At 62.3% G+C, this 22,916-nt stretch carries 19 protein-coding genes and 3 pseudogenes; 6 read left to right on the forward strand and 16 right to left on the reverse strand.

Annotated features, from left to right (window positions below; genetic code table 11):
- Window positions 1-21: 21 nt before the first annotated feature.
- Both IPM80_15340 and IPM80_15345 read right to left on the reverse strand, forming a co-directional pair.
- Entirely contained in the window at window positions 22-1,227 is a 1,206-nt protein-coding gene (locus IPM80_15340) for an acyl-CoA dehydrogenase family protein (GenBank protein MBK8959753.1), read from the reverse strand.
- Window positions 1,228-1,442: 215 nt separating this feature from the next.
- Complete coding sequence (locus tag IPM80_15345) at window positions 1,443-2,651, reverse strand: LLM class flavin-dependent oxidoreductase (protein ID MBK8959754.1); 1,209 nt, start codon at window positions 2,649-2,651, stop codon at window positions 1,443-1,445.
- A 138-nt stretch (window positions 2,652-2,789) separates the two neighbouring features.
- Between IPM80_15345 and IPM80_15350 the strand changes: the two genes are divergently transcribed.
- The 3 genes and pseudogenes from IPM80_15350 (at window position 2,790) to IPM80_15360 (ending at window position 6,568) form a co-directional block, all read left to right on the forward strand.
- Window positions 2,790-3,860 carry an AraC family transcriptional regulator ligand-binding domain-containing protein gene (locus IPM80_15350; protein MBK8959755.1) on the forward strand — a complete coding sequence of 357 codons (1,071 nt, stop codon included), beginning with the start codon at window positions 2,790-2,792 and terminating at the stop codon, window positions 3,858-3,860.
- A 111-nt stretch (window positions 3,861-3,971) separates the two neighbouring features.
- Window positions 3,972-5,596 (forward strand): annotated as a pseudogene (locus IPM80_15355) (NAD(P)/FAD-dependent oxidoreductase).
- Window positions 5,597-5,629: 33 nt separating this feature from the next.
- Window positions 5,630-6,568, forward strand: coding sequence for an acetamidase/formamidase family protein (locus tag IPM80_15360; GenBank protein ID MBK8959756.1), 939 nt, complete (start codon window positions 5,630-5,632; stop codon window positions 6,566-6,568).
- Between the two features lie 362 nt (window positions 6,569-6,930).
- On the opposite strand, the gene IPM80_15365 is transcribed toward IPM80_15360, so the two are convergent.
- From IPM80_15365 to IPM80_15380, 4 genes and pseudogenes are all read right to left on the reverse strand, one after another.
- Entirely contained in the window at window positions 6,931-7,848 is a 918-nt protein-coding gene (locus IPM80_15365; GenBank protein MBK8959757.1) for an SGNH/GDSL hydrolase family protein, read from the reverse strand.
- Between the two features lie 94 nt (window positions 7,849-7,942).
- Window positions 7,943-8,366 (reverse strand): annotated as a pseudogene (locus IPM80_15370) (hypothetical protein).
- A 1-nt stretch (window position 8,367) separates the two neighbouring features.
- Window positions 8,368-8,823 (reverse strand): hypothetical protein, encoded by a 456-nt coding sequence (locus IPM80_15375; protein MBK8959758.1) that lies wholly within the window; start codon window positions 8,821-8,823, stop codon window positions 8,368-8,370.
- A gap of 214 nt (window positions 8,824-9,037) precedes the next feature.
- Window positions 9,038-9,460 carry a DUF1330 domain-containing protein gene (locus IPM80_15380; protein ID MBK8959759.1) on the reverse strand — a complete coding sequence of 141 codons (423 nt, stop codon included), beginning with the start codon at window positions 9,458-9,460 and terminating at the stop codon, window positions 9,038-9,040.
- Window positions 9,461-9,561: 101 nt separating this feature from the next.
- Between IPM80_15380 and IPM80_15385 the strand changes: the two genes are divergently transcribed.
- Window positions 9,562-10,038 (forward strand): GFA family protein, encoded by a 477-nt coding sequence (locus tag IPM80_15385; protein MBK8959760.1) that lies wholly within the window; start codon window positions 9,562-9,564, stop codon window positions 10,036-10,038.
- Between the two features lie 59 nt (window positions 10,039-10,097).
- Here the strand turns inward: IPM80_15385 and IPM80_15390 are convergent, their stop codons facing one another.
- The 7 genes from IPM80_15390 to IPM80_15420 all read right to left on the reverse strand — a co-directional run bounded on the left by IPM80_15390 (window position 10,098) and on the right by IPM80_15420 (window position 17,563).
- Entirely contained in the window at window positions 10,098-10,703 is a 606-nt protein-coding gene (locus IPM80_15390) for a class I SAM-dependent methyltransferase (protein ID MBK8959761.1), read from the reverse strand.
- 31 nt (window positions 10,704-10,734) lie between these two features.
- Window positions 10,735-11,184, reverse strand: a complete 450-nt coding sequence (locus tag IPM80_15395) for a hypothetical protein (protein MBK8959762.1) — start codon at window positions 11,182-11,184, stop codon at window positions 10,735-10,737.
- 152 nt (window positions 11,185-11,336) lie between these two features.
- On the reverse strand, window positions 11,337-11,759 hold the full coding sequence (locus IPM80_15400) for an MAPEG family protein (protein ID MBK8959763.1): 423 nt from the start codon (window positions 11,757-11,759) through the stop codon (window positions 11,337-11,339).
- Between the two features lie 1,296 nt (window positions 11,760-13,055).
- On the reverse strand, window positions 13,056-14,030 hold the full coding sequence (locus tag IPM80_15405; protein ID MBK8959764.1) for a DUF2034 domain-containing protein: 975 nt from the start codon (window positions 14,028-14,030) through the stop codon (window positions 13,056-13,058).
- 195 nt (window positions 14,031-14,225) lie between these two features.
- Window positions 14,226-15,722, reverse strand: a complete 1,497-nt coding sequence (locus tag IPM80_15410) for a hypothetical protein (GenBank protein ID MBK8959765.1) — start codon at window positions 15,720-15,722, stop codon at window positions 14,226-14,228.
- Between the two features lie 402 nt (window positions 15,723-16,124).
- Window positions 16,125-16,652 (reverse strand): hypothetical protein, encoded by a 528-nt coding sequence (locus tag IPM80_15415; protein ID MBK8959766.1) that lies wholly within the window; start codon window positions 16,650-16,652, stop codon window positions 16,125-16,127.
- A 62-nt stretch (window positions 16,653-16,714) separates the two neighbouring features.
- Complete coding sequence (locus IPM80_15420; protein MBK8959767.1) at window positions 16,715-17,563, reverse strand: LLM class F420-dependent oxidoreductase; 849 nt, start codon at window positions 17,561-17,563, stop codon at window positions 16,715-16,717.
- 170 nt (window positions 17,564-17,733) lie between these two features.
- Here IPM80_15420 and IPM80_15425 point away from each other — a divergent pair.
- Window positions 17,734-18,808: pseudogene (locus IPM80_15425) on the forward strand (NADH:flavin oxidoreductase).
- A 77-nt stretch (window positions 18,809-18,885) separates the two neighbouring features.
- Here the strand turns inward: IPM80_15425 and IPM80_15430 are convergent.
- Window positions 18,886-19,287, reverse strand: a complete 402-nt coding sequence (locus IPM80_15430; GenBank protein MBK8959768.1) for a DUF4399 domain-containing protein — start codon at window positions 19,285-19,287, stop codon at window positions 18,886-18,888.
- Window positions 19,288-19,472: 185 nt separating this feature from the next.
- Between IPM80_15430 and IPM80_15435 the strand changes: the two genes are divergently transcribed.
- Window positions 19,473-20,129 (forward strand): VPLPA-CTERM sorting domain-containing protein, encoded by a 657-nt coding sequence (locus tag IPM80_15435; GenBank protein ID MBK8959769.1) that lies wholly within the window; start codon window positions 19,473-19,475, stop codon window positions 20,127-20,129.
- Between the two features lie 15 nt (window positions 20,130-20,144).
- Here the strand turns inward: IPM80_15435 and IPM80_15440 are convergent, their stop codons facing one another.
- Window positions 20,145-21,263, reverse strand: a complete 1,119-nt coding sequence (locus tag IPM80_15440) for a hypothetical protein (GenBank protein MBK8959770.1) — start codon at window positions 21,261-21,263, stop codon at window positions 20,145-20,147.
- 1 nt (window position 21,264) lies between these two features.
- The gene (locus tag IPM80_15445) at window positions 21,265-22,875 is read right to left on the reverse strand and encodes a secretin N-terminal domain-containing protein (GenBank protein ID MBK8959771.1); all 1,611 of its coding nucleotides are present in this window, start codon (window positions 22,873-22,875) and stop codon (window positions 21,265-21,267) included.
- Between the last annotated feature and the right edge of the window lie 41 nt (window positions 22,876-22,916).

Consider the following 22,916-nt stretch of genomic DNA (forward strand, 5'->3'; position numbering starts at 1 on the left):
GCGCGCGCGTCGCCGCTGAACTCAGCGGTATTTCTTCAGTTCCATCTTCGCCAGCTGCTGGCGATGCACTTCGTCGGGACCATCGGCCAGACGCAGCACGCGTGACATCGCGTAGGCCGCGGCCAGGCCGAAATCGTTGTTGGTGCCGCCGCCGCCATGGGCCTGGATGGCCCAGTCGATGACCTTGTTGGTCATGTTCGGCACCGCCACCTTGATCATCGCGATCTCGGCCTTGGCGACCTTGTTGCCGACGGTGTCCATGCGGTGCGCGGTGTGCAAGGTCAGCAAACGCGCCTGTTCAATCATGATGCGCGACTCGGCGATGCGTTCCAGGGTCACACCGTTTTCCGAAATCGGCTTGCCGAAGGCGACGCGGCTCATGGTGCGCTTGCACATCATTTCCAGCGCGCGCTCGGCGCGGCCGATCTCGCGCATGCAGTGATGAATGCGGCCCGGCCCCAGGCGGCCCTGCGCAATCTCGAAACCGCGGCCTTCGCCGAGCAGGATGTTGGACACCGGCACGCGCACGTTGCGGAACATGACTTCCGAGGCGCGATCCGGCATGCCGTAGAAACCGAACACCGGCAGTGAACGCACCACTTCGATGCCGGGCGTATCCATCGGCACCAGCACCATGGACTGCTGCATGTGGCGATTGGGATTGTCCGGATCGGTCTTGCCCATGAAGATGCAGATCTTGCAGCGCGGATCGGTGGCATTGGTGGTGTACCACTTGTGGCCGTTGATCACGTACTCGTCGCCGTCGCGCACGATGGACGACTGGATGTTGGTCGCGTCGCTGGAAGCGACATCGGGCTCGGTCATGGCGAAGCAGGACCGGATCTCGCCGTCGAGCAGGGGCGTGAGCCACTGCTTCTGATGCTCGGCGGTGCCGTAGCGCGCCAGCACTTCCATGTTGCCGGTATCGGGCGCCGAGCAGTTGAAGACTTCCGGCGCCAGCAGCGAACGGCCCATGATTTCGCACAGCGGCGCGTATTCGAGATTGGTCAGCCCCGCGCCATGTTCCGACTCCGGCAGGAACAGGTTCCACAGCCCCTGCTCGCGGGCGATGGGTTTCAATTCATCGATCAAGGGCAACACGCCCCAAGGTCCGATCTTCTCCGCTTCCTCGACGTGGCGCTTTTCATTCGGATAGATGTATTCGTCCATGAAGGCGTTGAGGCGCGCCTGCAGTTCCTGGACTTTGGCAGAGGGATCGTAGGACATGGAATCTTCCTTTCTGGGAACAGGTGAGCCTTGGCATTGTAGGTGCGAATCGATTCGCACACTAATGGCGAAGGTCAAAGCCGGCAGGGTGAATGGCGACTTGTAATCGCACCTACAAGATCGGCCGCCGGGCGTCAGCCTGGTGCGATGGTCAGTTCGACAGAAGCTACTTGTGGGCCAGGCTTCAGCCTGACATTCCACCCGCGCCTCCCGCCTCAGGCAAAGCCCGGCAGGATCTTGGTCGCGAAGGCTTCGAGCTGGCGCAGGATCTCGCCCTGGTCCATGAGGCCCTGGTCAAGGTACCAGCCAAACCAATCGGGGTTGGAGTCCTTGCAAAGTTCGGCTATCTGCCGCTTCACGTCGTCGACGGTGCCGACGATGGCGAACTTGGCATCGACCATGCGCTGGAAGGTGATCGGCACCTCGCCCGTTTCGCCCGGCTGGCGAAAGCCTTCGAAGAAGCCGAAACCCGAGAAGTAGCGCACGAAGGCGTCGCCCAGCGCCGACGCGCCAAGGGCGAAGGCTTTCTCGTAGCTGTCGGCGATGTACACCATGCGGAAGGTGCCGATGTTCTGGCCGAGCGCGAGCTGGCGGCCGTTTTGCGCGGCCGCCTCGCGGTAACGCCGGCACAGGTCGAGGAAGGTATTGGGCTCGGCGAGACTCCAGCACACGATGTCTTCGCGCGCGCACCAGTCTATGGTCTCGGCGCCGCCGGAGAAGGCTTGCCACAGTTGCGGGTAGGGCTGGGTATAGGGCTTGGGCACCACCGAGATGCGCTGGATGTTGCCGGCATCGTCGACTTCGCCCGGCGCGCCGTAGCGCGCGGTCCAGGTCTTGGCCACCGGCCAGCGCGGCGCGCCCGCCACGCTGTCGACCGGCACGCGGTAATGCTTGCCCTGGAAACGAATGGCGTCCTCGGTCCAGGCCATCTTCATGATGGCGTACAGCTCTTCGAACAATTCGCGATTGTGGCGGTCTGCCTCGGAACCGTCGGACGTCGCGCCGCCCACCCCGTAGTGCTGGCCGAGCACGTTCAGCCAACGGTCCTGGTAGCCGCGCCCGATGCCTGGAATGAAGCGGCCCTGGGTCAGGTGGTCGAGCAGCGCGATTTCCTCGGCGAGGCGTATCGGGTCGCGGCCGGTGATGGGCATGACCAGCGTGGCGAGCTTGATGCGCCGGGTACGCGCCGCCAGATCCGCCAGGAATGTGATGGGCGCGACGGACATTTCCAGACCTTCGGAATGGAAATGGTGCTCGGTCAGGGCCAGCGCGTCGAAGCCGGCCTGGTCGGCGTAGACCGCGATTTCGCGCACCTGCTCGATCATGCGCTGGGTGCGTTCGTTGTTGCGGCCGATGGGGCGCAGCCGTTCGCGCTCCTCGTAGGTGGCGGGAATGGTGGGCAGCATGAACAGCATCGACTTCATGGCGAACGGGCTCCCGGGGTGTAATGGAGGTGCACGGGCAAGGCGTGGCACAGGCCACGGCGCGCGACGCCCTGTCCCGGGCGACGCCAAGGATTTATGCTCAATGCCTGAATACTACGCAGGATTGGCGCGGGCCGATTGGCCAATCCTGACAACTTCAAGGTCAATGGTGACAGCGCTATGCGGAACGACCCGATACACGAGACGCTGATGCCGGCCGTCTACGTGTGTCACATGATGCGCGAGTTCGACCAGCCGGCCGCCATCCTCGACGGCAGCAACCTGGCCCTGGATGAACTCGAGCGGCCCGGCCACTACATCACCGTCGAACAAAACCTGCGCTGCGTGGCCAACGCCATGAAGCTCGCTTCCTCGCCGGCCTGGTACCTGCCCTGGGGTCTGCGCATCGCCGAATACATCCACGGGCCGCTGACGCCGGCCATGCTCACGGCGCCGACCCTCGGCGACGGTCTCGATGCCTTCCTGCGCTATTTCGGTCAGCGCATTCCCTACATGGAGATCCGCGCGCTGCGTGGCGCCACGCATCTCGAGATTGAATTGACGCCGCGCCTCGACGTCGGCGAGTTGTTGCCGCCCCTGATCGAGATCCCGTTCCTGATCCTGCAGCACTACGTATGCACCGTGCGCCGGCTGCCGATGGACGGCGCGCGGGTGGAATTCGGCTACGCGGCACGTGGTGCGCAGCGTGAATATCGCAAATGGTTCGAATGCGAGATGCGCTTCGAAGCGCCGCGCAACGTGCTGCGCCTGCCCAAAGCGTGGCGCGCCACGCCCAACTTGGGCTATGACGAATCGCTGTGGCAGGCGGCGCTCGCCAAGTGCGCTGAGCTCGCGCCGCCGCAGGGCGCGCCGGCCGCGCTGTATGCCTTGCGCGGCCAATTGCAGCGCCTGTTGAACAACCAGGACCAGGCCGCCGCGCCGCCCACGCTGGACGAAGTGGCGCGCCGCATGAACACTTCGCCGCGCACGCTCATCCGTCGGCTGCGCGCCGCCGGCACCACCTACCAGCTCGAACTCGACAACCTGCGCCGCCTGCGCGCGACCGAGATGCTGCGTCACCTCGATCAACCCATCAGCGCGATTGCCGACAGCCTGGGCTTCGCCGACGCGGCCGGCTTCGCCAAGGCCTTCAAACGCTGGACCGGCGTCTCGCCGAGCACCTGGCGGAAATCCGTCTCGGCATCCTGAGCGCGCCGCCAGGCTGGCGGGATTTGACCAGTCCGTGTCACCTGCGGGCCTGTTCCGCCGCGCCCGCCTTCGCCAGACTCGCAGCGCCATTCCGCTCCGAGGTTGCGTGCCATGTCCCAAAGCGCCCGTCCCGAACAACTCGACGCGCTCGTCGTCGGCGCCGGCTTTTCCGGCCTGTACCAGCTCCATCGCCTGCGCGAGCTCGGCTTCAAGGTCAAAATCTACGAGGCCGCGCCGGCGCTCGGCGGCGTGTGGTACTGGAACTGCTATCCCGGCGCGCGCTGCGATACCTACGGACCGCTCTACCAGTTCTCCTTGCCGGTGCTGTGGCAAGACTGGGACTTCGACGAGCTGTATCCGTCCTGGGACAAGATTCGCGAATACTTCGCCCACGTCGATCGCCGCCTCAATCTGAGCCAGGACATCCGTTACAACACGCGCGTGACCGACGCGCATTTCGACGAAGCGAACTGCCGCTGGCAGGTGGAGACCGAGAGCGGGCCAGGCGCCGCGGCGCGCTTCCTGGTGCTGTGCACCGGCATCGGCTCGAAGCCCTACACGCCGAACATTCCCGGCCTGGAAGACTTCGGCGGCCGCTGCCTGCACACCGCGCGCTGGCCGCAGGAAGGCGTGAGTCTCAAAGGCCAACGCATCGGCGTGCTCGGCACCGGCGCGACCGGCGTACAGGTCATCCAGGAAGCAGGGCCCGACGCCGCCCACATCACGGTCTTCCAGCGCACGCCCAACATGGCCTTGCCCATGCGCCAGCGCCAGCTCGACGACGCCGGCAAGCGCGCGCTCAAGGTCGACATGCACGCGAAGTATGCCAAGCGCGCCCGCACCCGCGCCGGCTACGACTTCGATTATCTCGATTACGCCGGCCCGACCTGCGCCGGCATGAGTGATGATGAAATCGTCGCGATGTGGGAAAAGCACTGGGAGGAAGGCGGCTTCGTGCCGTGGCTCGGCAACTTCCCCGAGATCTATACCGACGAACGTCTCAACCTCATGGCCTACGAGTTCTGGCGCGACAAGGTGCGCCAGCGCATCAAGGACCCGGCCGTGGCCGAGAAGCTCGCGCCGACCAAGCCGCCCCATCCCTACGGCGTGAAGCGCATTTCCCTCGAGCAGCGCTTCTACGAAGTGTTCAACCAGCCCAACGTGACCTTGGTCGACCTCAACGAAACGCCCATCGCGCGCGTCACGCGTGCCGGCGTCGAGACCGTCGGTGGCCGCGTGCACGAACTCGACCTCCTGGTGCTCGCCACCGGTTTCGACATGGTGACGGGCGGCCTCACGGCCATGAACATCGTCGGCACCCACGGCGCGACGCTGCGTCAGCAATGGCAACAAGGCGTCAGTGCCTACATGGGCACCATGACGCACGGCTTTCCCAACATGCTGTTCGTGTATGGCCCGCAGGCGCCGTCGGGTTTGAGCAATGGCCCAGTTGCTCGGAGCTGCAGGGCGACGAAATCGTCGCGCTCCTTAAATACATGCGTGATCACGACATGCAGCGCATCGAGTCCAAGGAACAGGCGGATCACGCGTGGCGCCAACGCATCGACGAGTTCGCCGCCGGCACCTTGTTCAGCCGCGCACAGTCCTGGTACATGGCCAACAACATCCCGGGCAAGGCCGCGCAGATGATCAACTACCCCATCGGCATGCCCGATTACCTCGAGCAGTGGAGCCAGGTGAAGGCGGCCGATTACCGCGGCTTCGAGCTGCGTTGACAGTGGCGGGGCGGCGAGCGCATGGTTGCCGCCATGAAATGCCAACACACCCTGCATCACGCCCAAGGCCATCGCGGCTGGAACAATGCCAACCCGCCGAGGCTGCATATCGCGCCCGGCGAGTCGATTGAATTCCAGGCGCTCGATGCCTCGGATGGCCAGCTCAATCCAAAGTCGGTCGCCGAGGAGCTGACGCGCCTCGACTTCGAGCGCGTCAACCCGGTGGTGGGGCCGGTGTTCATCGATGGCGCCGCGCCCGGCGACGTCATCAAGGTCACGCTGCTGGACTTCACGCCCTCGGGCTGGGGCTGGACCGGCAATATTCCGGGCTTCGGCCTGTTGGCGGATCAATTTCCCGCGCCGCATCTGCATCATTGGCATTACGACGTGACCTCGCGCACGCCGGCGCTGTACGGCCCCGGCGGACGCGTGCCGCTGAAACCGATGTGCGGCACGATTGGTCTTGCGCCGGCGGAAGCCGGCCACCATTCCATCGTGCCGCCGCGACGCGTGGGCGGCAACATGGACATCCGCGATCTCGCCGCCGGCACCGAGCTCTACCTGCCGGTGGAAGTGGCCGGCGGCCTGTTCAGTCTCGGCGATGCGCATGCCGCGCAGGGCGATGGCGAGATCTGTGGCACCGCCATCGAAACCGCGTGTTCCATCGCGGCGAAATTCGAACTCATCAAGAACACGCCGCTGGCGACGCCGCGCTTTACGACACCAGGGCCGGTGTCACGGCACCTGGATGGCGCGGGCTACGAAGTCACCACCGGCATCGGCCCGGACCTGATGGCGGCAGCGCGCGACGCACTGCGCAACATGATTGACTTGCTCGCCGCCCAACACGGCATGGCAGCCATCGATGCCTACATGCTGTGCTCGGTATGCGGCGATCTTCGCATCAGCGAAATCGTCGACATGCCGAACTGGGTGGTGTCGTTTTATTTTCCGCGGGTGGTGTTCGGCTGAGCCGACGCGCCTTGCCCTGCGGGTGCGAATTCATTCGCACATTGGTGTTCGAGATTTCAATGTCAGACTGAAGTCCGACCCACAGGTCGATCCACTATTTCCTCGTGGGTCACGACTTCAGTCTGACAGGGCACATCGCCGTTCAATGTGCGAATAAATTCGCGCGCCGGTGTTCGGCTGATCCAGCTCGCCTTGCCCTGTAGGTGCGAATTCATTCGCACACTGGTGTTCGGGATTTCAATGTCAGACTCAAGCCCGACCCACAAGTCGACCCGCTATTTCCTCGTGGGTCAGACTTCAGTCTGACAGGGCACATCGTCGGTCAATGTGCGAATGAATTCGCACCTACGAAGAGCCGGCGTCTAATGCATGGCGTCTTCGAACATCTTGGCCAGGGCCTCGAAGCCGTCGTTTGATGGATGCATGTCATCGCGCCAAGTGTAAGTCTTGGTCGCGCGGCGGCAATCTAGGTACGTGACGCTCGGGTAGGAAACGGCGGCGTTCCTCACGCGCTGGTTCAACTCGTCGATGATGGCGGCAACGATGGCGGGCGCCTCGGCATCCGGAATGCCGAGCGCGGTCAGGTATTGCCCGATGTAGCGGCCCCGTCCGACTTCCGGGCGCGGGTAGTCATAGCCGTGGCAGAAGATCCGCATCGCCGGGTACAACCCCGACACCTCCTGGTAGACCGACGCAAGCGTGGTCTCGATCCTCGCGAACAAGGCCATGCCGGTGGGTGTGATGTAGTCGGCGGGGAGTCGCCCGGCCTGGTAGGTGAACAGCAAATCACCCTTCGCCAGCGACTCCTGCAGATCATTACCGCCGGCGCCGAACATGAAATAGTCGGGCTTGTCGCGCTTCAGCACGGTGATGTATTCGCGCTTGGCCACGATCTGCCCGAGCGTATGGCCCCATCGTGCGATGTTGTTCATGCGCAAGCGGCGGTGCTCGTCTATCCAGTCGGCGATGGCGAGGCGATTCAGGAAGGCCGGCAGGTCGAACCAGGAATCGCCCTCGGCAACGACCGACTTCGCGCTGAGATAGGTATAGGTCTCGTTGCGGAAACGCTCGCGCTCACGACGCGAACGCAGGTATTGGTAGATACGGTCGTCGAGGTCGTAGCTCGCGGGTGGCGTGTCGGTCAGGGCGTCCGCCCGGAAGATGAGCTGCGGCACCGGCGACAATTCATCCAGGCAGACGTATTCAGAAAGCCGCTCCATCGGAATGCGACCGGAGACGAGTGCCCGATCGAACTTATAGAAACTGAGTCTCTTGGCCATGCTGGCCTCCTGTCTTGACCGATATCCCAGTTCGAGTAATCGGGCGGCTCGGCATGTGGCCGCTACTCGAAACGATGATTGCGTTATGCCCGGCTTACAGTGCTGCCGGCAATTCCCATTTTTCCACCGAATCGTAGAACGTCTTGTCGGGTTTCACCGACAGGTGGAAATGATGGTCATGCGGGTTCTTGCCGGTGTAGGGCCGCCATGTCCACGGGCTGACCGTCGAGCTCAGGATCTGCTTGTTCCAGATCAGGTACTTGATGCGAACATCGCGACTCGCGACCAGGGCATCGACGACTTTCTGCACATCGCAGCCGTGGGCGACGTCGTGGGTGATGTCTAGCGCGGTGACGACACCGAGGCCACCATCAATCACCCACGGGTTGTGATCCGATGAGCGCGACGCGTGGGCGGCGTCGCCGATGGTGCCGTCGCTGGCCTTCGAACGGTTGGGCGCCAGGGCGTTGATTTGGTCCCGGAGACGGACAAGGGGAATTCGCGGTTCGCCAGTTCATCTCACTTGTCCTCCACGTCGTAGCATTCGTTGGACGTCACCTGCTCGGCGCCGAGATTGAGTGCATTGAAGCCGCCGACAGCCGGCGACTGGGCGGTGATCACTTCCTGCTTCTTCAGTTCCTTGACCTGCAGCACGTAGGACAGGATGGCGTTCCAGAAGCCCGACCCACCGCTGGCGAGGAGGCCGACGGCCACACAGGCCAGGCGGTGATCGGACATTTCGGAGTACATGGGGGCCAGCAAGGGTTGGGCCAGGAACGCGGTAGCAATGCCCGACGCCACCGCCAAGGCCTGCAGCGCCGAGCGTCGACACCCTTCCGCGCGCGGGTCGGGCTTGGCTTCATTGAGCCAGGCACTCATGCCCTTGATGATTTCCACCAGCCTTTCGGACGCGATGCTGACCGACAGGATCAGCCCGAGCGTCGCTTGCAAAGTGCTTACAGGGTCTTGGGACATCGTTGTCTCCTTCCGTTTAGAACAACTGCGCGACTCAATACTTTCGATCGCGGCCGTGACGAGATGGCCGGGCCGGCCCGTGAGCGCTCACAGGCAGAGTAGATCCGCGACGCAAGGGCGCGCTATGGGAATAATCACAGTGGCCACGGGATGGCGGGTACACGCGGGGAAGGGGGGGCGCGCTGGGTGTGCGAATGAATTCGCACCTACAGGGCTAGGTGGCGAGTAAGGGCAGCCAGGCGCCGCCCTCGAATTCGATGGTGCGGGTCTTGTAGGGCAGCAAGGGTTCGGACGGCCACAGCACGCGTTTCTCCAGCGCCTGCTCGGCGAGGTAGTTCAGGGCCTGGTATTTCTCCGAGCGAAACATTTCATAGCAATGGCGACGGCTCGGGTAGCGCACCACCAGCACCACGTCCCAGTCACCGATATTGCCCTGGACCTGTTCTTTCAACTGCCCGGCGTAGATGAGTTCGATGCCGCTGTCCGCGCACTGCGCGGTGACCTGCCGTATGTATTCCAGGTAAGGCGTGAGGGCATCGCCCGGCTTGAACTTGAGAAGGTTCAGCACCACCACCGGGCCGGTGTCGAGGTCATGCGGTTGCACGGCGTCCAAGGTGGCGAGGGGATTGATGTCCATGGGTGCCTCCAAGGGCTGGCCTCTCGCGCCGGGCCACGGCGCGGTGGTGTGTTAGATTGCCGAGCAGGTTAGCAAAGCGTGCCAATGGAAAACGAGGCCCCATGGCGACAGACCACACCCACGACGTGCTCGGCGGCTGCTACTGCGGCGAAGTGCGATTCCGCATTCCCGGCCAGGCGCAGCCGCTGCAGACCGGCTATTGCCATTGCGTGGCTTGCCGGCAGGCGCACGCGGCGCCGGTGTACGCGGTGGCGTGGCTGCCCGACACCGATTTCGAGATCACCCAGGGCCAGGAATTCTTGAAATGGTATACGCGCTCGGAAACCCTGCGCGCCTATCTGCGCCGACACTTTTGCACCAACTGCGGCAGCAAGGTCTTCAATAGCTACAACGGCCCGTTTGGCGGCCAGCAGATCTCGACGCTGGGCGCCTTCCCGACCTTGTTCGATGATCAAGTCCTGGCGCGCAGCGAACCATGGGCGCCGAGCAAGCACATGCATTGCGCGGAGAGCCTGATGGACGTCTCGCTGATCAACGACGGGCTGCCCAAGCTGCCGAAGGGCGGCGACGGCGGCTGAGCTGCATGACTTCAGGATGCTCTGATTAAGCGTAGCGGTGACGGCCGTGCCCCGCTGGTCTAGCCGCCACGCTGGGCGATGACCACGAGGTGCTTCTCCGGCAGCTGGTCGAATTCGAGATGCCGGCAAATGCACTGGCCCTGCGCGATGACCTCGAGCAGGGCCGGAATGCCGAGGGATGCGTAGTAAAGCTCGGGGCCCATGTACACATCGTGATGTTCGGCCGGGCCGTCCAGCCCGCCGGCGGTGAACAGCAGCACGCCACCCGGCGCGAGCGCGCCCATCAGTTTCAACAGCAGTGCCCGCTGCGCGTTTAGGGCGACGTGCCAAATGCTGTCCCACGCGCTGATGAAGGCATAGGGCCGCGGCATCGGCCAGGTGCAGATATCCGCGTGATGAATCGGCACGCTGCTATCAGCGGCCCGCGCGAGCTCCACCATGCGCGCCGAAAGGTCTATGCCTTCCGGGCTCAAGCCATGCTCGCGCAGCAGGGCGTTGAAGCGCGTATTGCACCCGCAGCCGACATTGAGCGCCGCGCCGCCACGCGCGCCGAGCAGGGCCAGCGCCTGGCGGTGATGGGCAATGCCATTGTGTTGAGGGAACTCGCCATCGCGCCACCTTTCGGCAAGCGCGTCGTAGGCGGCGGCGACCTGCGTGTGATCCACGTCGGCGGCCTCGGGCGCCGCCGGCGGGTGTTCAGGCGTCACCAATCTTCAGCCTTCGCACACCGTTGCTCGCAAACTCTTCGGAGTATTTCTCTTCGATAGGCGCGGCCAGTTCCCAAAATTCTTCCGGCGTCGCCGGCTCCTTGGGCAGGTTGGAGATCATCGCCGTCATGTCGCGCTCGACCAGGCGCTCGATGAGCTCTTCCCAGAAGGATTCGGCGTTGTAAACGCCGATGGCTTCGCGAACGCTTTCCAGCTCTTCCAATTTCGGCGTGGGAACGAAGGCGCGCAGGCTCTTGTCGTTCGTGATCAGGCTTTCACAGCCCATGGCCTTGGCGCTTGCGTAGATTTTCTGACACAGGAGGTAGAAGCGCTCCTTGTTCGGATCCGGCGCTTCGTCGTAGGCGGTGAGCATCCATTCGGCGAGGTAGAGGAGCTCAATCAGTGCCCGGTACTCGGGCTTGGAGAATTCAATCTTCATGTCGGGTGGGTCTCAATGGGTCGGAAGTCTTCATCTCGCCGCGCGAGCCGCACGCTCGTTACGGCGAATGGTGTGGTGATCATCGCAAGCAGCGCCGTCGAACGCCAAGGCCCTAAACGCAGAGAACCCCTGGGCGAAGTTGCGACCGCCGCCTAGGCGACGGGCAAATGACGCCAGATCACCACCCACAGCGTCACGAGGATCACGTTGCCGGCGCCGAACAGCAGGCCGCGATGCGCGACCTTGTTATAGCTCAAATGCACAATGCTATGCAGCACCCGCGCCACCACGAACGCCCAGGCGAGCTGCACCATGAGGGGCGTGGGCTGCGTGGCCGTGTAAGCCACGAGACAGCCCACGTAGAACAGCACCGGGAACTCCAACAGGTTCATGTAATTCCGGTTCGGAAGACTGGTCTCGGGCGGCACCGCGCCCGACTCACCGAAGGCAAAATCCTCCACCGTCACCTGCCCCTTCATGGCGGCGCGCACGCGCGCGATGGGAATGAGCACTTGCACGAAGGCCGTCCAGGCCGCGAGGGCGAACATCGGGGTGAGGAGCGCGGTGGCGGGCATGAAATGTTTCCTCTAGTTCGTATTGTCGAGTTCGCTGCATCCCGGGACGACCGTGGGCGATCGTCGCACCCAGCGTGCAGCGCGCTGCCCCGAGATCTCAGGTCTCATTGACGCGCACGTTAACCGGGACGATGGTTGAGCCGTCGGTCGCCGGATTGTACTTGGGGCACGCGCAAGTTGGCACAAATTCGCCAGCTTCGAAGTCACGCCCGCTCAGCCCCCGCGTTCAGCACCGCGCCTGAAATGACGAAAGACCAGTAGTGCAGCGCCACCCACGGCCGCGACGAAGCAGGACAAATTCAACGCATCGATGGAGACGAGCCTCAGCAAAGGGTTGGCCTCGGACAGGGGCGCCCATGGACGCATCGAGGAATACATGAGTGACGGCGACGACGGGCACCCCGCAAATCACGTGGCGGACGCTAACCCGCCGTTGACCGGCACTGAAGCGCGCATCACGGAGGCGCCCCGTCACGGCTGGTTAGGCGTCGATTCGTCTACTCGCTATTTGCCTACGTGAATCATGAGGCCACAATGCGGACAGTAGAACTCATGGTCGCGTGACCGCCCTTGCGTGTCTCGTGGGCCGAGCACAGAAACGTCCCCTTCGGGCGACTCAATCGCATTTAGCGCGCCTCTCAGAATTTCAACGATTGCTTGCGCATCTCGCCGCAGACCGGAGTTCTCCAGCTCAGCGATTTCAGTCGAAATTTCAACGAACGCTTTAATTACAGATTCTTTCATTCTTCCCGTCCATTTTTATTCCGAAATTTCCCACCTTCAATCGATATACGCTTGCCCATCGTTTCTCGCATGCGGACAGGGTCGGTATTTGATGCTCTACCTTTAACGCGAATTCACGGATTAGTCTTGTGACACCGGCCTTATCCAAGAGATCTCGATTAGCAAAGTGTTCCAAATAGCAGAGCGCGATAGTGTCATACCAATCCGCAATTTTTCGCACCCGATTTCTGTGGTGGCCGGCATTCGGTGCCGAATCCTTCATGACATCTGGGTTCTCTAGAATCGCGACTACTTCTGAGATCTCCTTCTGCTTCTCTAGCGTTTCAGAATGAATTTCAAAGATAGGTCGGTACGGTCTTCTCCTTTGCGACCGTCATGTCCCAGACCGCGGTCGCGCCCCGAAAACGGCTCCGAGGATTGCGCTTATTGCGTCGCTCATCCACTTTAGTGCTTCCTTAAAGATAGGCACTGCCTACCGATGAAATAAAACGTGCCGATGAGCGACTGCGAACCGCGCAGCCCGAAGGATTCCGCCACATTGACAAATTAGGCCTAGGGTACGATGTTGCACAGCAAGTCCTCGGGGAGAACGTGCCTTTCAAGGTCTGGGAGAGAAATTGAAACCGCTAGATCCATTCCGTCAACGATAACTATCTCAACGATCATTTCTCCCGGCAGCAAGGCCGTCGGTACTGGCGTCCAATCGCTCGGCAGTTCGCACGGGTCAGCGGTGTCCCAGTCGACTCCGTTGATCATGTACTGATTCTCGCCAGAGCAAGTCGAACGCCCCCTCAAGTAGTCGTATATTCCGAGGGTGGCGTCAAGGCGTATGGTCTGGCGACGCCACTCCGTTCGGTATATGAATCCCACTTCAGCTCCGCTGAGCGTGATTGGATTGGCTCCGCAACAGAAGGCCAAAGGTTTAGTGAATCGAAATGAAGCTCGCAAACGGGTATTGACGGAAGGATTCTCCTTAGCGACGAGAAAGGCGCGATATTGCAGCCAAGCGTCAAGCGATCGGGCGCCGAATTTGACAGAATGCAGGTGATGGCTCTCTAGCGCTTCGGCAATATTGGTTTCGCTATGATAGGTAAAGCGCCAATCCCCAAAGTAGATACAGCGGAGAATTAATTCCTCTTGAATCTCAGCTTTTACGCGATCATCGCCTTCCCGCAAAACAGAAATCATGCCGATACCTTTGCGTTTTGCTTTGCGTAACGCGTCAGCTGTAAACCCTGAGTTACTGCAGATAATTGCAACTGTTGCGCCAAGGTCGTGTCGCTTTGCATCTAACGCATCGACGAATTCTCTTCCGACTTTGCCTGTCGCGCTTAGACTAAAGTCCTTGCATTCGACAACGACGAGGACGGGTCGTGCCTCAATATATCCCCGTATAGCAACATCCATATCGAGGCGGCCATCGGGGCCCGGCACCCATTCGCCTTCAGTAACTACAGCGTCCGAATCGAACGCTCTAGCCACTTCCGAAACAAGCTTCTGGAATGCTCTACCCCGTGCTGTGACCATAGGTGCAGCCACTTGCAGGGGACAGAGTAAAGCCCAACGCGCCCTTGGGCGGCCCCGAAGCGCTAAGCGCGGAGGCGTCCGCTCCAACGGCTGGTTAGGCGCTTGACGTCTGGCGTTCATAGGGATCGGATTTGAGTTCGATTCTCTGCCTCGGGGATTGGCAGGCGCGCGACGATTGGCGGACCCAGTGCGATTTCACGATCGAAACGACTTTAGCCCATTGAAGAACGCACTACGCACTGCCCATTTAACGGCGTCGTCAGTACGTACGCTTTTCCAATGGTCCGGGTGCCGCATTACGTCCCGCACTTCATAGCGGTCGTCCTGTGGGTAGCGCACCTCCAAGAAGCCTATTCTGTACAAAAAGCGGGCGAGGGCGATATCAGGGTCTCCGTACGAAACTCCGTTTTGGAGCTTTACCTGTCCGTTTCCGATCAATCCACGGAGATGCTTATACAAATCCGACGCAATCCATTCAAGAGGCTTTCCAGTAAATGACTGTAAACAGATGTCCAGGCCATCGCACAGCCCACCGAACTCAGTCTTCAAGAATTCCAGTTGGTCAGTTGAATAGGTCCACTCTGCATCTTGAATCACAAGCTCCGGGACAGGCAATCTTTCCGCGCCGTCCAGCGCGAATTTAATCATTGCCCGCAAACTGCGAGGTGTATACATAGAGCGCCGGACAAAGTAGCTGAACGAGTCGCTTGTTGATCTATTCTTTAGCGTTACTTGCGGAGTAATAAATACATGCCACATGTCGTCGAATGGCACACGAATTTGCTTCGGATTGACATCCAGCGCTATTCCAATAGCGAGTCGGAGGCGCTGCGCGGTCCACTCTCGCAGATCCGACACATCCCAATTTAGGTGAACGATTCCGCTGACCTTGTCAGCATAGTGCCAACCTGGGTTAATGTTTAACCACAGGTCCTGACGCATGAACAAATGAACCTCTGCGCTTTTGTTATGGTGGGTAATTCGATCTGCGGCCTCAATAGCATCTCGAATCAGCCGGACATTGGTTGCGCCTCCCTCTTCCTGTAAGTTATCGAAGTCATCTACAAAAAGAGCAAAGCAAGCGGCGTTGGCGACGCGGGCTATCCGAGGTGCGCTTTCTTTTTCTAGATCGCAATTCTCGGCTGCGACGCTCTTTGCCCATGGGACGAGAGTTCTTATAACATCGACGATGCGCTCTCCGAAGTCGCGCTCGGTTATGCCTTTTATCTTGGCCCACGCGCGTAGTGCAATTTCGTCATCATTTGCGATGAGCCTGCCGCTCATTTCCTGAGCAAGTCGTCGGCAAATCAAGTCCGCGTAAATTTGCATCCAATCGGCGACCGCGCCATAGCCGCGCTCTGCCGCCTTTGCCAAGCGTTCGGCATGGAGCGAAGCCAGTTCGTCAGCTGACGCTTCTACGATGAGCGTACGAGAATCCGACTTGCGCCGCTCGATGCTTGTCAGGCGCACGGCCGATTTCCCTGCACCCTTACGGGCGACTGCAACGGTTACGGTCTTCGAAATTGCATTTGAAAACCAATCAGGTTGAACCAGTAGGTTCTCGAACCAGCGGTTTTGCACCGTGTCGCGCTCGGCATCCGGAAATCCAATGAACGATGAGTCATTTTTCCATCGTTCGCGGATTGCCTGAATTTGGGACGAAGTCAAAGACTTGATGGAATCGGAACTCATGAGATTCCCCGAGGACATAGCGGAGCCTAGGTTAGCGGCAAAGACCTGGCGCTGTATATGTTGAATTTGTGGCCACCGCTTGTCGCAGCGGGTGTTACGGGTCGGACGCGATTTTCTCCCCTGAATGGCCGGGGCACGGAAGTAAGCGCGTCAAGCTAACGCGCCGATGGGCGGCGCGCCAGCGCGCAGCGCTGAGGCGTCCGCTCCATTGGCTGGTTAGGTTGCGCGGCCATCGGATTCCCGCTTGATAGTTTCGACCTCGGCCCAGAATTTTTCGAAGAGTTGAAGGTAGTCCGTTACCCCGTCGAATTCATCGGGCACCGCATCCATTGCAAAAGCTTCTTTTCATTTACCTGTTCTAACGGTCTTCAGCGCCGGGACGCCATTTTGCGAAATCGAAAATCACACAATGGAGAGCCGCGCAATATTTGTGGCGTCGTATGGCGTGCCGCTCGGCATGAAGTAAGCGATCGTGAAATGCGCATTCGATGCATCCAAGGTTGCCCGGAACTTGAGTCGATAGAATTCCTCGTTCTCTGCGGCGATAGCGATATGGTCTGCTTCGGTCACTCTTTCAGCCATATGTCTAAATCTAATCAAGAATCGGGCCGTCGTTAGCCACAACAGACGGTCGTTGGGTGGCAGGACCGCTCCATTCGGGACGAAGATGAGGTGGGCGCGCTCAAGTAGCTTTATTGCTTCGTCTAAGTATTTCTCCGACCGATCTCGGCTGTCGTCCATGGCGTGGCGCGTAAGGTTTGACCGATAAGCTCTGTATGCGACGGTAGCGCTTGCCGCGACCGCGACGGAGGCTGCAGCTTGAATTGCCGTTAACAATGCACCGTGGGAGAGGAAGGACAGTACTCCAGCGACAATCATCGTCGTAGCGACAATGCCGAAAAGCACTCCAATGAAAAATTCACCTTTCATAATGGTTTCCGAGCGACCTAACAGCAACTAGACGTCAAACGTTCCATTTACGAGGCCGCCCCCTACCCCCCCCTAACCCTCACCTCCGCAATAAACCCAACATGCTCCTCCACACACCGAAACCCCATCCCCATCGTGCACACCGATAAATGGGTGCCGCCCGCATCCCGCCACACCTTTGCCATCTCCACCACCTCGTCCACACTGCGTGAAGCATTGGTAATGAACTCGAGCCCGAACCCGTCAATCGATCTCCCCGCCTCCGCCAAGTGATGCTTGACCCGCGCAAGATGCTTCAAGGGCTCACTGCCGGCAAACATGAAACCATCGCCCAGTCTCCCTCCTCGCCGGAACGCGGGCTCTTCGAAGCCGCCCACCCAGATCGGGATCGGGCGCTTGGGTAAAGGAATGAGATTGCACTTGTCCACTTCGTCGAAGCGGCCTTTGAAGGTCACCATCGGTTCGGTCCAGTAACGGCGCAGCAGGGCCATCTGTTCGTCGGTGCGTGCGCCGCGGGTGCTGAAGTCCTGGCCCAGGGCCTGGAACTCGGGGTAGTTCCAGCCGACGCCGATGCCGAAGCGCAGGCGTTGGCCGGAGAGCAGGTCCAGGTCCGCCACCTGGCGGGCGACGAGGGCGGTCTGGCGTTGCGGGAGGATGATGACGCCGGTGGCGAATTCCAGCCGGGGCACGAGGCCGGCGAGGTAGGCGAACATGATGAGGGGATCGTGGAAGGGGTCTTTCTCGGTATAGGGGCCCCATAGTTTCGGTTCGCGGTCGTGGCTGGCGCCGAGCACGTGGTCGTAGGCCAGGAGGTGGTCGTAGCCCAGGGCTTCGGTGGCAAGGGCGTAGCGACGCACGGCGTCCGGGTCGCCGTTCAGTTCGATCTGCGGATAGACGGTGCCGATCTTCATGGGGGCGCTCCTGGCGGCTGGCGTGGGTGGGCTTGGCCTGAGTGTACGCAGGGCCATGGGACGCGGCGATAACCCGATAGGCCGGATGGTTAAATTCACGCCCGGTGATTACACTCCCGGCGGCGCTCAACGCGCCCCATTCCAACCGCATCCACGGAGACCCCCGTTCCATGTCCGACATGTTCGACTCGCTCGCCTTCGCGCGCGGCCCGGCCATGAAGAATCGCTTCATGCTCGCGCCCCTGACCAACTGCCAGAGCCACGCCGATGGCAGTCTGTCCGACGATGAATTCAACTGGCTGCGCATGCGCGCCGTGGGTGGTTTCGGCCACACCATGACCTGCGCCGCCCACGTCGATGAAAAGCGGCCAGGGCTTTCCCGGCCAACTCGGTATCTTCGACGATGCGCTGTTGCCCGGCCTTACGCGTCTCGCCGATGCCATCCGCGCCGCCGGCAGCGTGTCCTCGGTGCAGCTCTACCACGGCGGCATGCGTTCGCCGGCCGACATCATCGGCCACCAGCCGTGGTGTCCGTCGGACAACGCCGAGTTCAAGGCGCGCGCCATGACGGTGTCGGAGATCGAGCAGTCGATCGAAGCGTTCATCAAGGGCGCCGAGCGCGCCGAGAAAGCCGGCTTCGACGGCGTGGAACTGCACGGCGCCCATGGCTACCTGTTGTGCCAGTTCCTGAGCGGCGAGACCAATCAGCGCACCGACGGCTACGGCGGCTCGCTGGAGAACCGCTCGCGTCCGTTGTTCGAAGTCATCAAGGGCATTCGCCAGCGTTGCGGCGCCAACTTCCAGGTGGGCGTGCGCCTGTCACCGGAACGCTTCGGCATGAACATCGCCGATGCGCGCGCGGTCGCGCAGCGTCTGATGGATGAAGATCAAATCGACTACATCGACATGTCGCTGTGGGATGTGTTCGCCGAGCCGGAAGACGCGGCGCTCAAGGGCCGCAACCTCATGAGCTATTTCACGGAGTTGAAGCGTGGCCGCACGCGTCTTGGCGTGGCGGGCAAGATCCGTCGCCCGGAACACGTGAAAGCGGTGATGGAATCGAACGTGGACTTCGCGCTGATCGGGCGCGCCGCCATCATCCATCACGACTTCCCCAAGCTCGCCGCCAAGGCCGACTTCCAGCCGCTGGAGCTGCCGGTGTCGCGCGCGCATCTGAAGTCGCAGTTCCTGGGCCAGGCCTTCATCAACTACATGGCTGGCTGGCCGCACTTCGTTTCCGACTGAGTCCTTGTCTCTACCCGGCCGGCGTCGTCGTGACGCCGGCCGCGGCTTGTCCGCGAGTCCTTCTAAAAATCTTTCGACTATTCCACCGTCACCGTGATCGGCTTCGACATCACCGGCGGCTGATGCGGCACGTGGGCGAAGTCGCCCAAGAGCAACTGCAGCGTGTGTTTGCCGGGCGGCAGGGTCACGGTGGTTTCGGTCTGGCCGCCGCCGAAATGGCGATGCTGGTCGTCCTTGGCGATGGGCTGGGTGAGGTCGGGCAGCGGCGTATCGATCAAGAGATGATGATGGCCGGTGTTGTCGAGCTTGGTGCCGGCCGGCGCCACGCCCCACGGATTGCGCAGGCCGAACACCACGGTGAACGGACTCTTGACCGTGGCGCCGTCGGCGGGAGTGACGATGTAAGCAGCCGGTTCCTCGGCATGGGCGGCGGTGGCCATCAGCGCGAACACGATGGCGGAAGACAGGCGCTTCAACATGCAATGAGCCTCGGGGACGAAAGGGGCTTCATGCTAGCAAACCGTGGCAGGCGATGGCGCGCGTCGTGGCGGAGCGCGCGGCAAGGCGCAAAGTGCGGTGTGTTCCCGTTTTTAACCACGCCCCACCCCACGAAGCGAGTGGTAAATTGCGGCCATAGACAATCGTTCTTCCATGGAGGTGCCCCATGTTCCGCAGACTCGCCTTGACCCTGACCCTTGCCTCCCTACCGGCCGTGAGCAGTGCGGCCAACCTCAGCTTCACCTCGGCCACCGACTTCGCCACCGCCGCCGGCAGCACGGTGCTGGAAAGCTTCGAAGCTTCGGCGCCCGGCGTGCGCGCGGTGGCGCCGATAGTCACGCCGCTTTTGACGGTGTCGTCGCCGAGCACGCCCATGGGCGTGCAGAGCGCGGCCAATGTGCCGTCCGACGGTTTCGGTTCATTCGCCACTGACGGCACGCAATACCTCTCGGTCTATCGTGCCAACCAGCCGGTAGGCACCCTCACCTTCTCGCTCGCGGGGCCGGCCACGGCTTTCGGTTTCGATCTCACGGACATCGAAGTGCTGGGCGGCCACATCAGCCTGAGCACCGACGTCGGCGCCTTTGCCGGCGGCATCACGCTGGAAACGGTGGGTTCGAACGCGAACAACGGCAGCCTGCGCTTCTTCGGCATCACGCAAGACCAGGCCTTCAGCACGGTGTTCCTGACCATCGACGGCCTGGACGACGCGGCGGGTATCGACAACATCCGCGTGGCCGCGGTGCCTTTGCCCGCGCCGGCATGGTTGCTCGGTGCGGGCCTGGTGGCCTTGGCCACGCGAGGCCGGCGCCAGCGGGGCTGAGCCGCCCGCCCTGGCTCAGGGCATGAAGGCGCGCGCCGCGAAACCCATGCCGGTCGACAGCGCCGGTGAATTGCGGAACGACTGCGGCGAGACCTTGGGACGCGTATACGGCGCCGGCGTCGGCGCCGTGGTGGTGGCAGTGCCGGCGCCGGAGTTGGTGTCCGGCAGCGGCTGACTGACGAACGCTTCCGGCCCGGGCGTGCCTGGCGCCGCGCGCCCCTGCGGGCGTTCGAGCATGGCCTGCGAGTAGGCGATGCCATTCAGGATCTCGGGCAGCGCCGGGCTGCGCTGCCGTGCCACGATGAACAACTGCAAGGAGCCGGCGTAATTGCCGGCTTCCTGCTCCACCACCGCACGCGCAATCCACGGCTCGGCGCGATCCGCGTCCAGCGAACAGGCGCGCACGAGATAGGCGCGTGCGTTGTCGAGATTGAGCTGCATGAGTTCGGCCACGCCCGCCCAGTAGAACGGCAGCCAGTTGTCATGATCGATTTCCAGCAGCGGCGCCAAGGTCAACAGCGCTGAACCGTAGTCGCCGTTGGCTATCTGCAGGCGCGCGGTGATCTGGCGCAGGTTCTGATGGTTGGGCAGACGCACGAGCGCGTTGCGCGCGGCAGTGAGTGCGCCGCGGATGTCGCCGGCCTTTTCACGTTGCAGGATGCGCGGCACTTCGCGATCGAGATCGCTGCTGGCGGAGAGCTTGCCGTCTTTCTTCATGTGCGCGAAGCGTTGCGCGGCGGCCTTGTGATCGTCGCTGCTGACTTTTTCCTCCGGGCCCAGCACCAGTTCACCGCCGTCTTCGAGCGGGATGCCGGCCACGGCTTTTTCAGACATCGCCGCCACGCCGCCTTGCTCGGGCATGAGCCCCGCTTCCGGCAGCACTTCGGGCATGGGCGGGGCGGGTTCGAGCGGCGCGGCGGCGGGCGCCGCGGGCGAGACGCTGGCGGCATTGGCCGCCGCCGCGACAGTCGCCGCGCTGGCCTGGTTGGGGTTCATGACCGCGCTCGGGCTGACGGCCGTCGCCTGGTTCACCCCGGCGGCGGGCGCGCCGACGTTGTCCAGCGCCCAGGCCTGGCCGGCGATGAATGCCGCGCACAGCGCGACCGTACAAGCAGTGTCCTTACGCGACTTCATGTCAGTTGCCTCCCTGCGCCAGCGGCATGCCTCGCGACAGGTTGGGGCCGACCAGCTTGGGCGTCATGAAGATCACGAGCTCCTGCTTGGCATGCTGGTTGTAGCGGCCCTTGAACAGGTTGCCGGCAATCGGAATGTCGCCGAGGCCCGGCACGCCGCGCGTGGTGTCGCTGCTGGCATCGGAAATGAGGCCACCGATGACGATGGTCTCGCCGCTCTGCGCGCGCACCAGTGAAGTCGACTGGCGGATATCGAGATTCGGCGCGGTGCTCTGCACCAGGCCATTGGCGCCGACCACCTGGGTGACGCTGGATACGCGCGTGATGACGGGATAGACGTCGATCATGATCATGCCGTCGTTGGAGATCTGCGGGGTCAGGCCCAGCACGATGCCTTCGGTGACGATCTGCGGTATGTCGCTGGAGGCGGTGGTGGCGCCGGCCGCCGAGGTATCGGTGACCTGTTCACGACGGAAGAAGGTTCTGTCGGTGCCGACCTTGATCATGCCGGCCTGGTTGTTGAGCGTGCGGATATGCGGCTGCGATACCACGCGCACGTCGCCCTGCTGCTTGAGCGCATCGATCACCGCCGACAGGCGAATCGCGCCGCTGGTGGCGATGTCCAGGAGGCCCAGTGAAAACACGTTGGCCGCGGGCGTCACGCCGCCGGCCGGCTGCCTGACGATGGAAGAGGTTTCGAAATCCACCTGCTTGCCGCTGTGGAACTGCGACATGGCGCGCGTCCAATCGATGCCGAGCGCGAAGTCATTGTTCAAGGTGACTTCGACGATGCGCACTTCGATGTCGACCTGGCGCTGCACCGCTTCGTTGACGTCCCCTAAATAACGCCCGACTTCACGCACGCGCCGCATCTGGTCGGTGACCATGATGGTGCCGGCGGTGCGATTGACCACCAGCCGCGCATTCGGCGAGAGCATGGAACGAAGCTGCGTTTCGAGTTCATCCCAGAACGGCACGCTGCCTTGCTGGCTGACGGACACGCTGCCGCCGCCCTGTTCATTGCCGTTGCCGCCGCCGGTATTGCCGGTGGCGCCGCTGCCGCTACCGCCACTGGTGCCGCCGCCGCTGCCCGCCACCGAGCTGGTGGTGCTGGACGAAGTGGCCTGCGCCTCACCCTGGCGCACCACGCGGATGTAATCGACGGTGAAGGTGCGCGTGGCGGTGGAACGTACCCGCACCAGGCCACCATCCCGCTCCCAGTGATAACCGAGACTGCCGAGCATCGCTTCCATGGCCTGGTCGAAAGGCAGGTCGTGGAATTCGACGTTGATGCTGCCGGTCACGTCCTTGTCGACCACGATGTTGAGCTTGTAGGCGCGTGCGAACAGCGCCAGCACCTGGTCGATGGGAAAGTCGCGCGCGAAAAAGCTGTAGAGCTGTTCGGTGGTCTGGGTCGGCAGCTGATCGGTGTCGCTGGCCGGCATCACCAGGCGCGAGGCAATGGGCGGCGGCAACACCGCCGGCGCGCTAGTCATGGGCGTGGTGGTGGCCACCGGCGCGGCGACCGGCGCGGACTGACGGACGGGCTGGGCGCCGCATCCGCCGAGCAAAAGCGCGGCCACGGCCCAGGCAAGTTTGGTCGGAGAATTCATCAGGTCATCCCTCTCGATATCACGAGTCCCTCTACCCGATA

This window comes from Pseudomonadota bacterium, from assembly GCA_016719885.1.
Lineage (GTDB): Bacteria > Pseudomonadota > Gammaproteobacteria.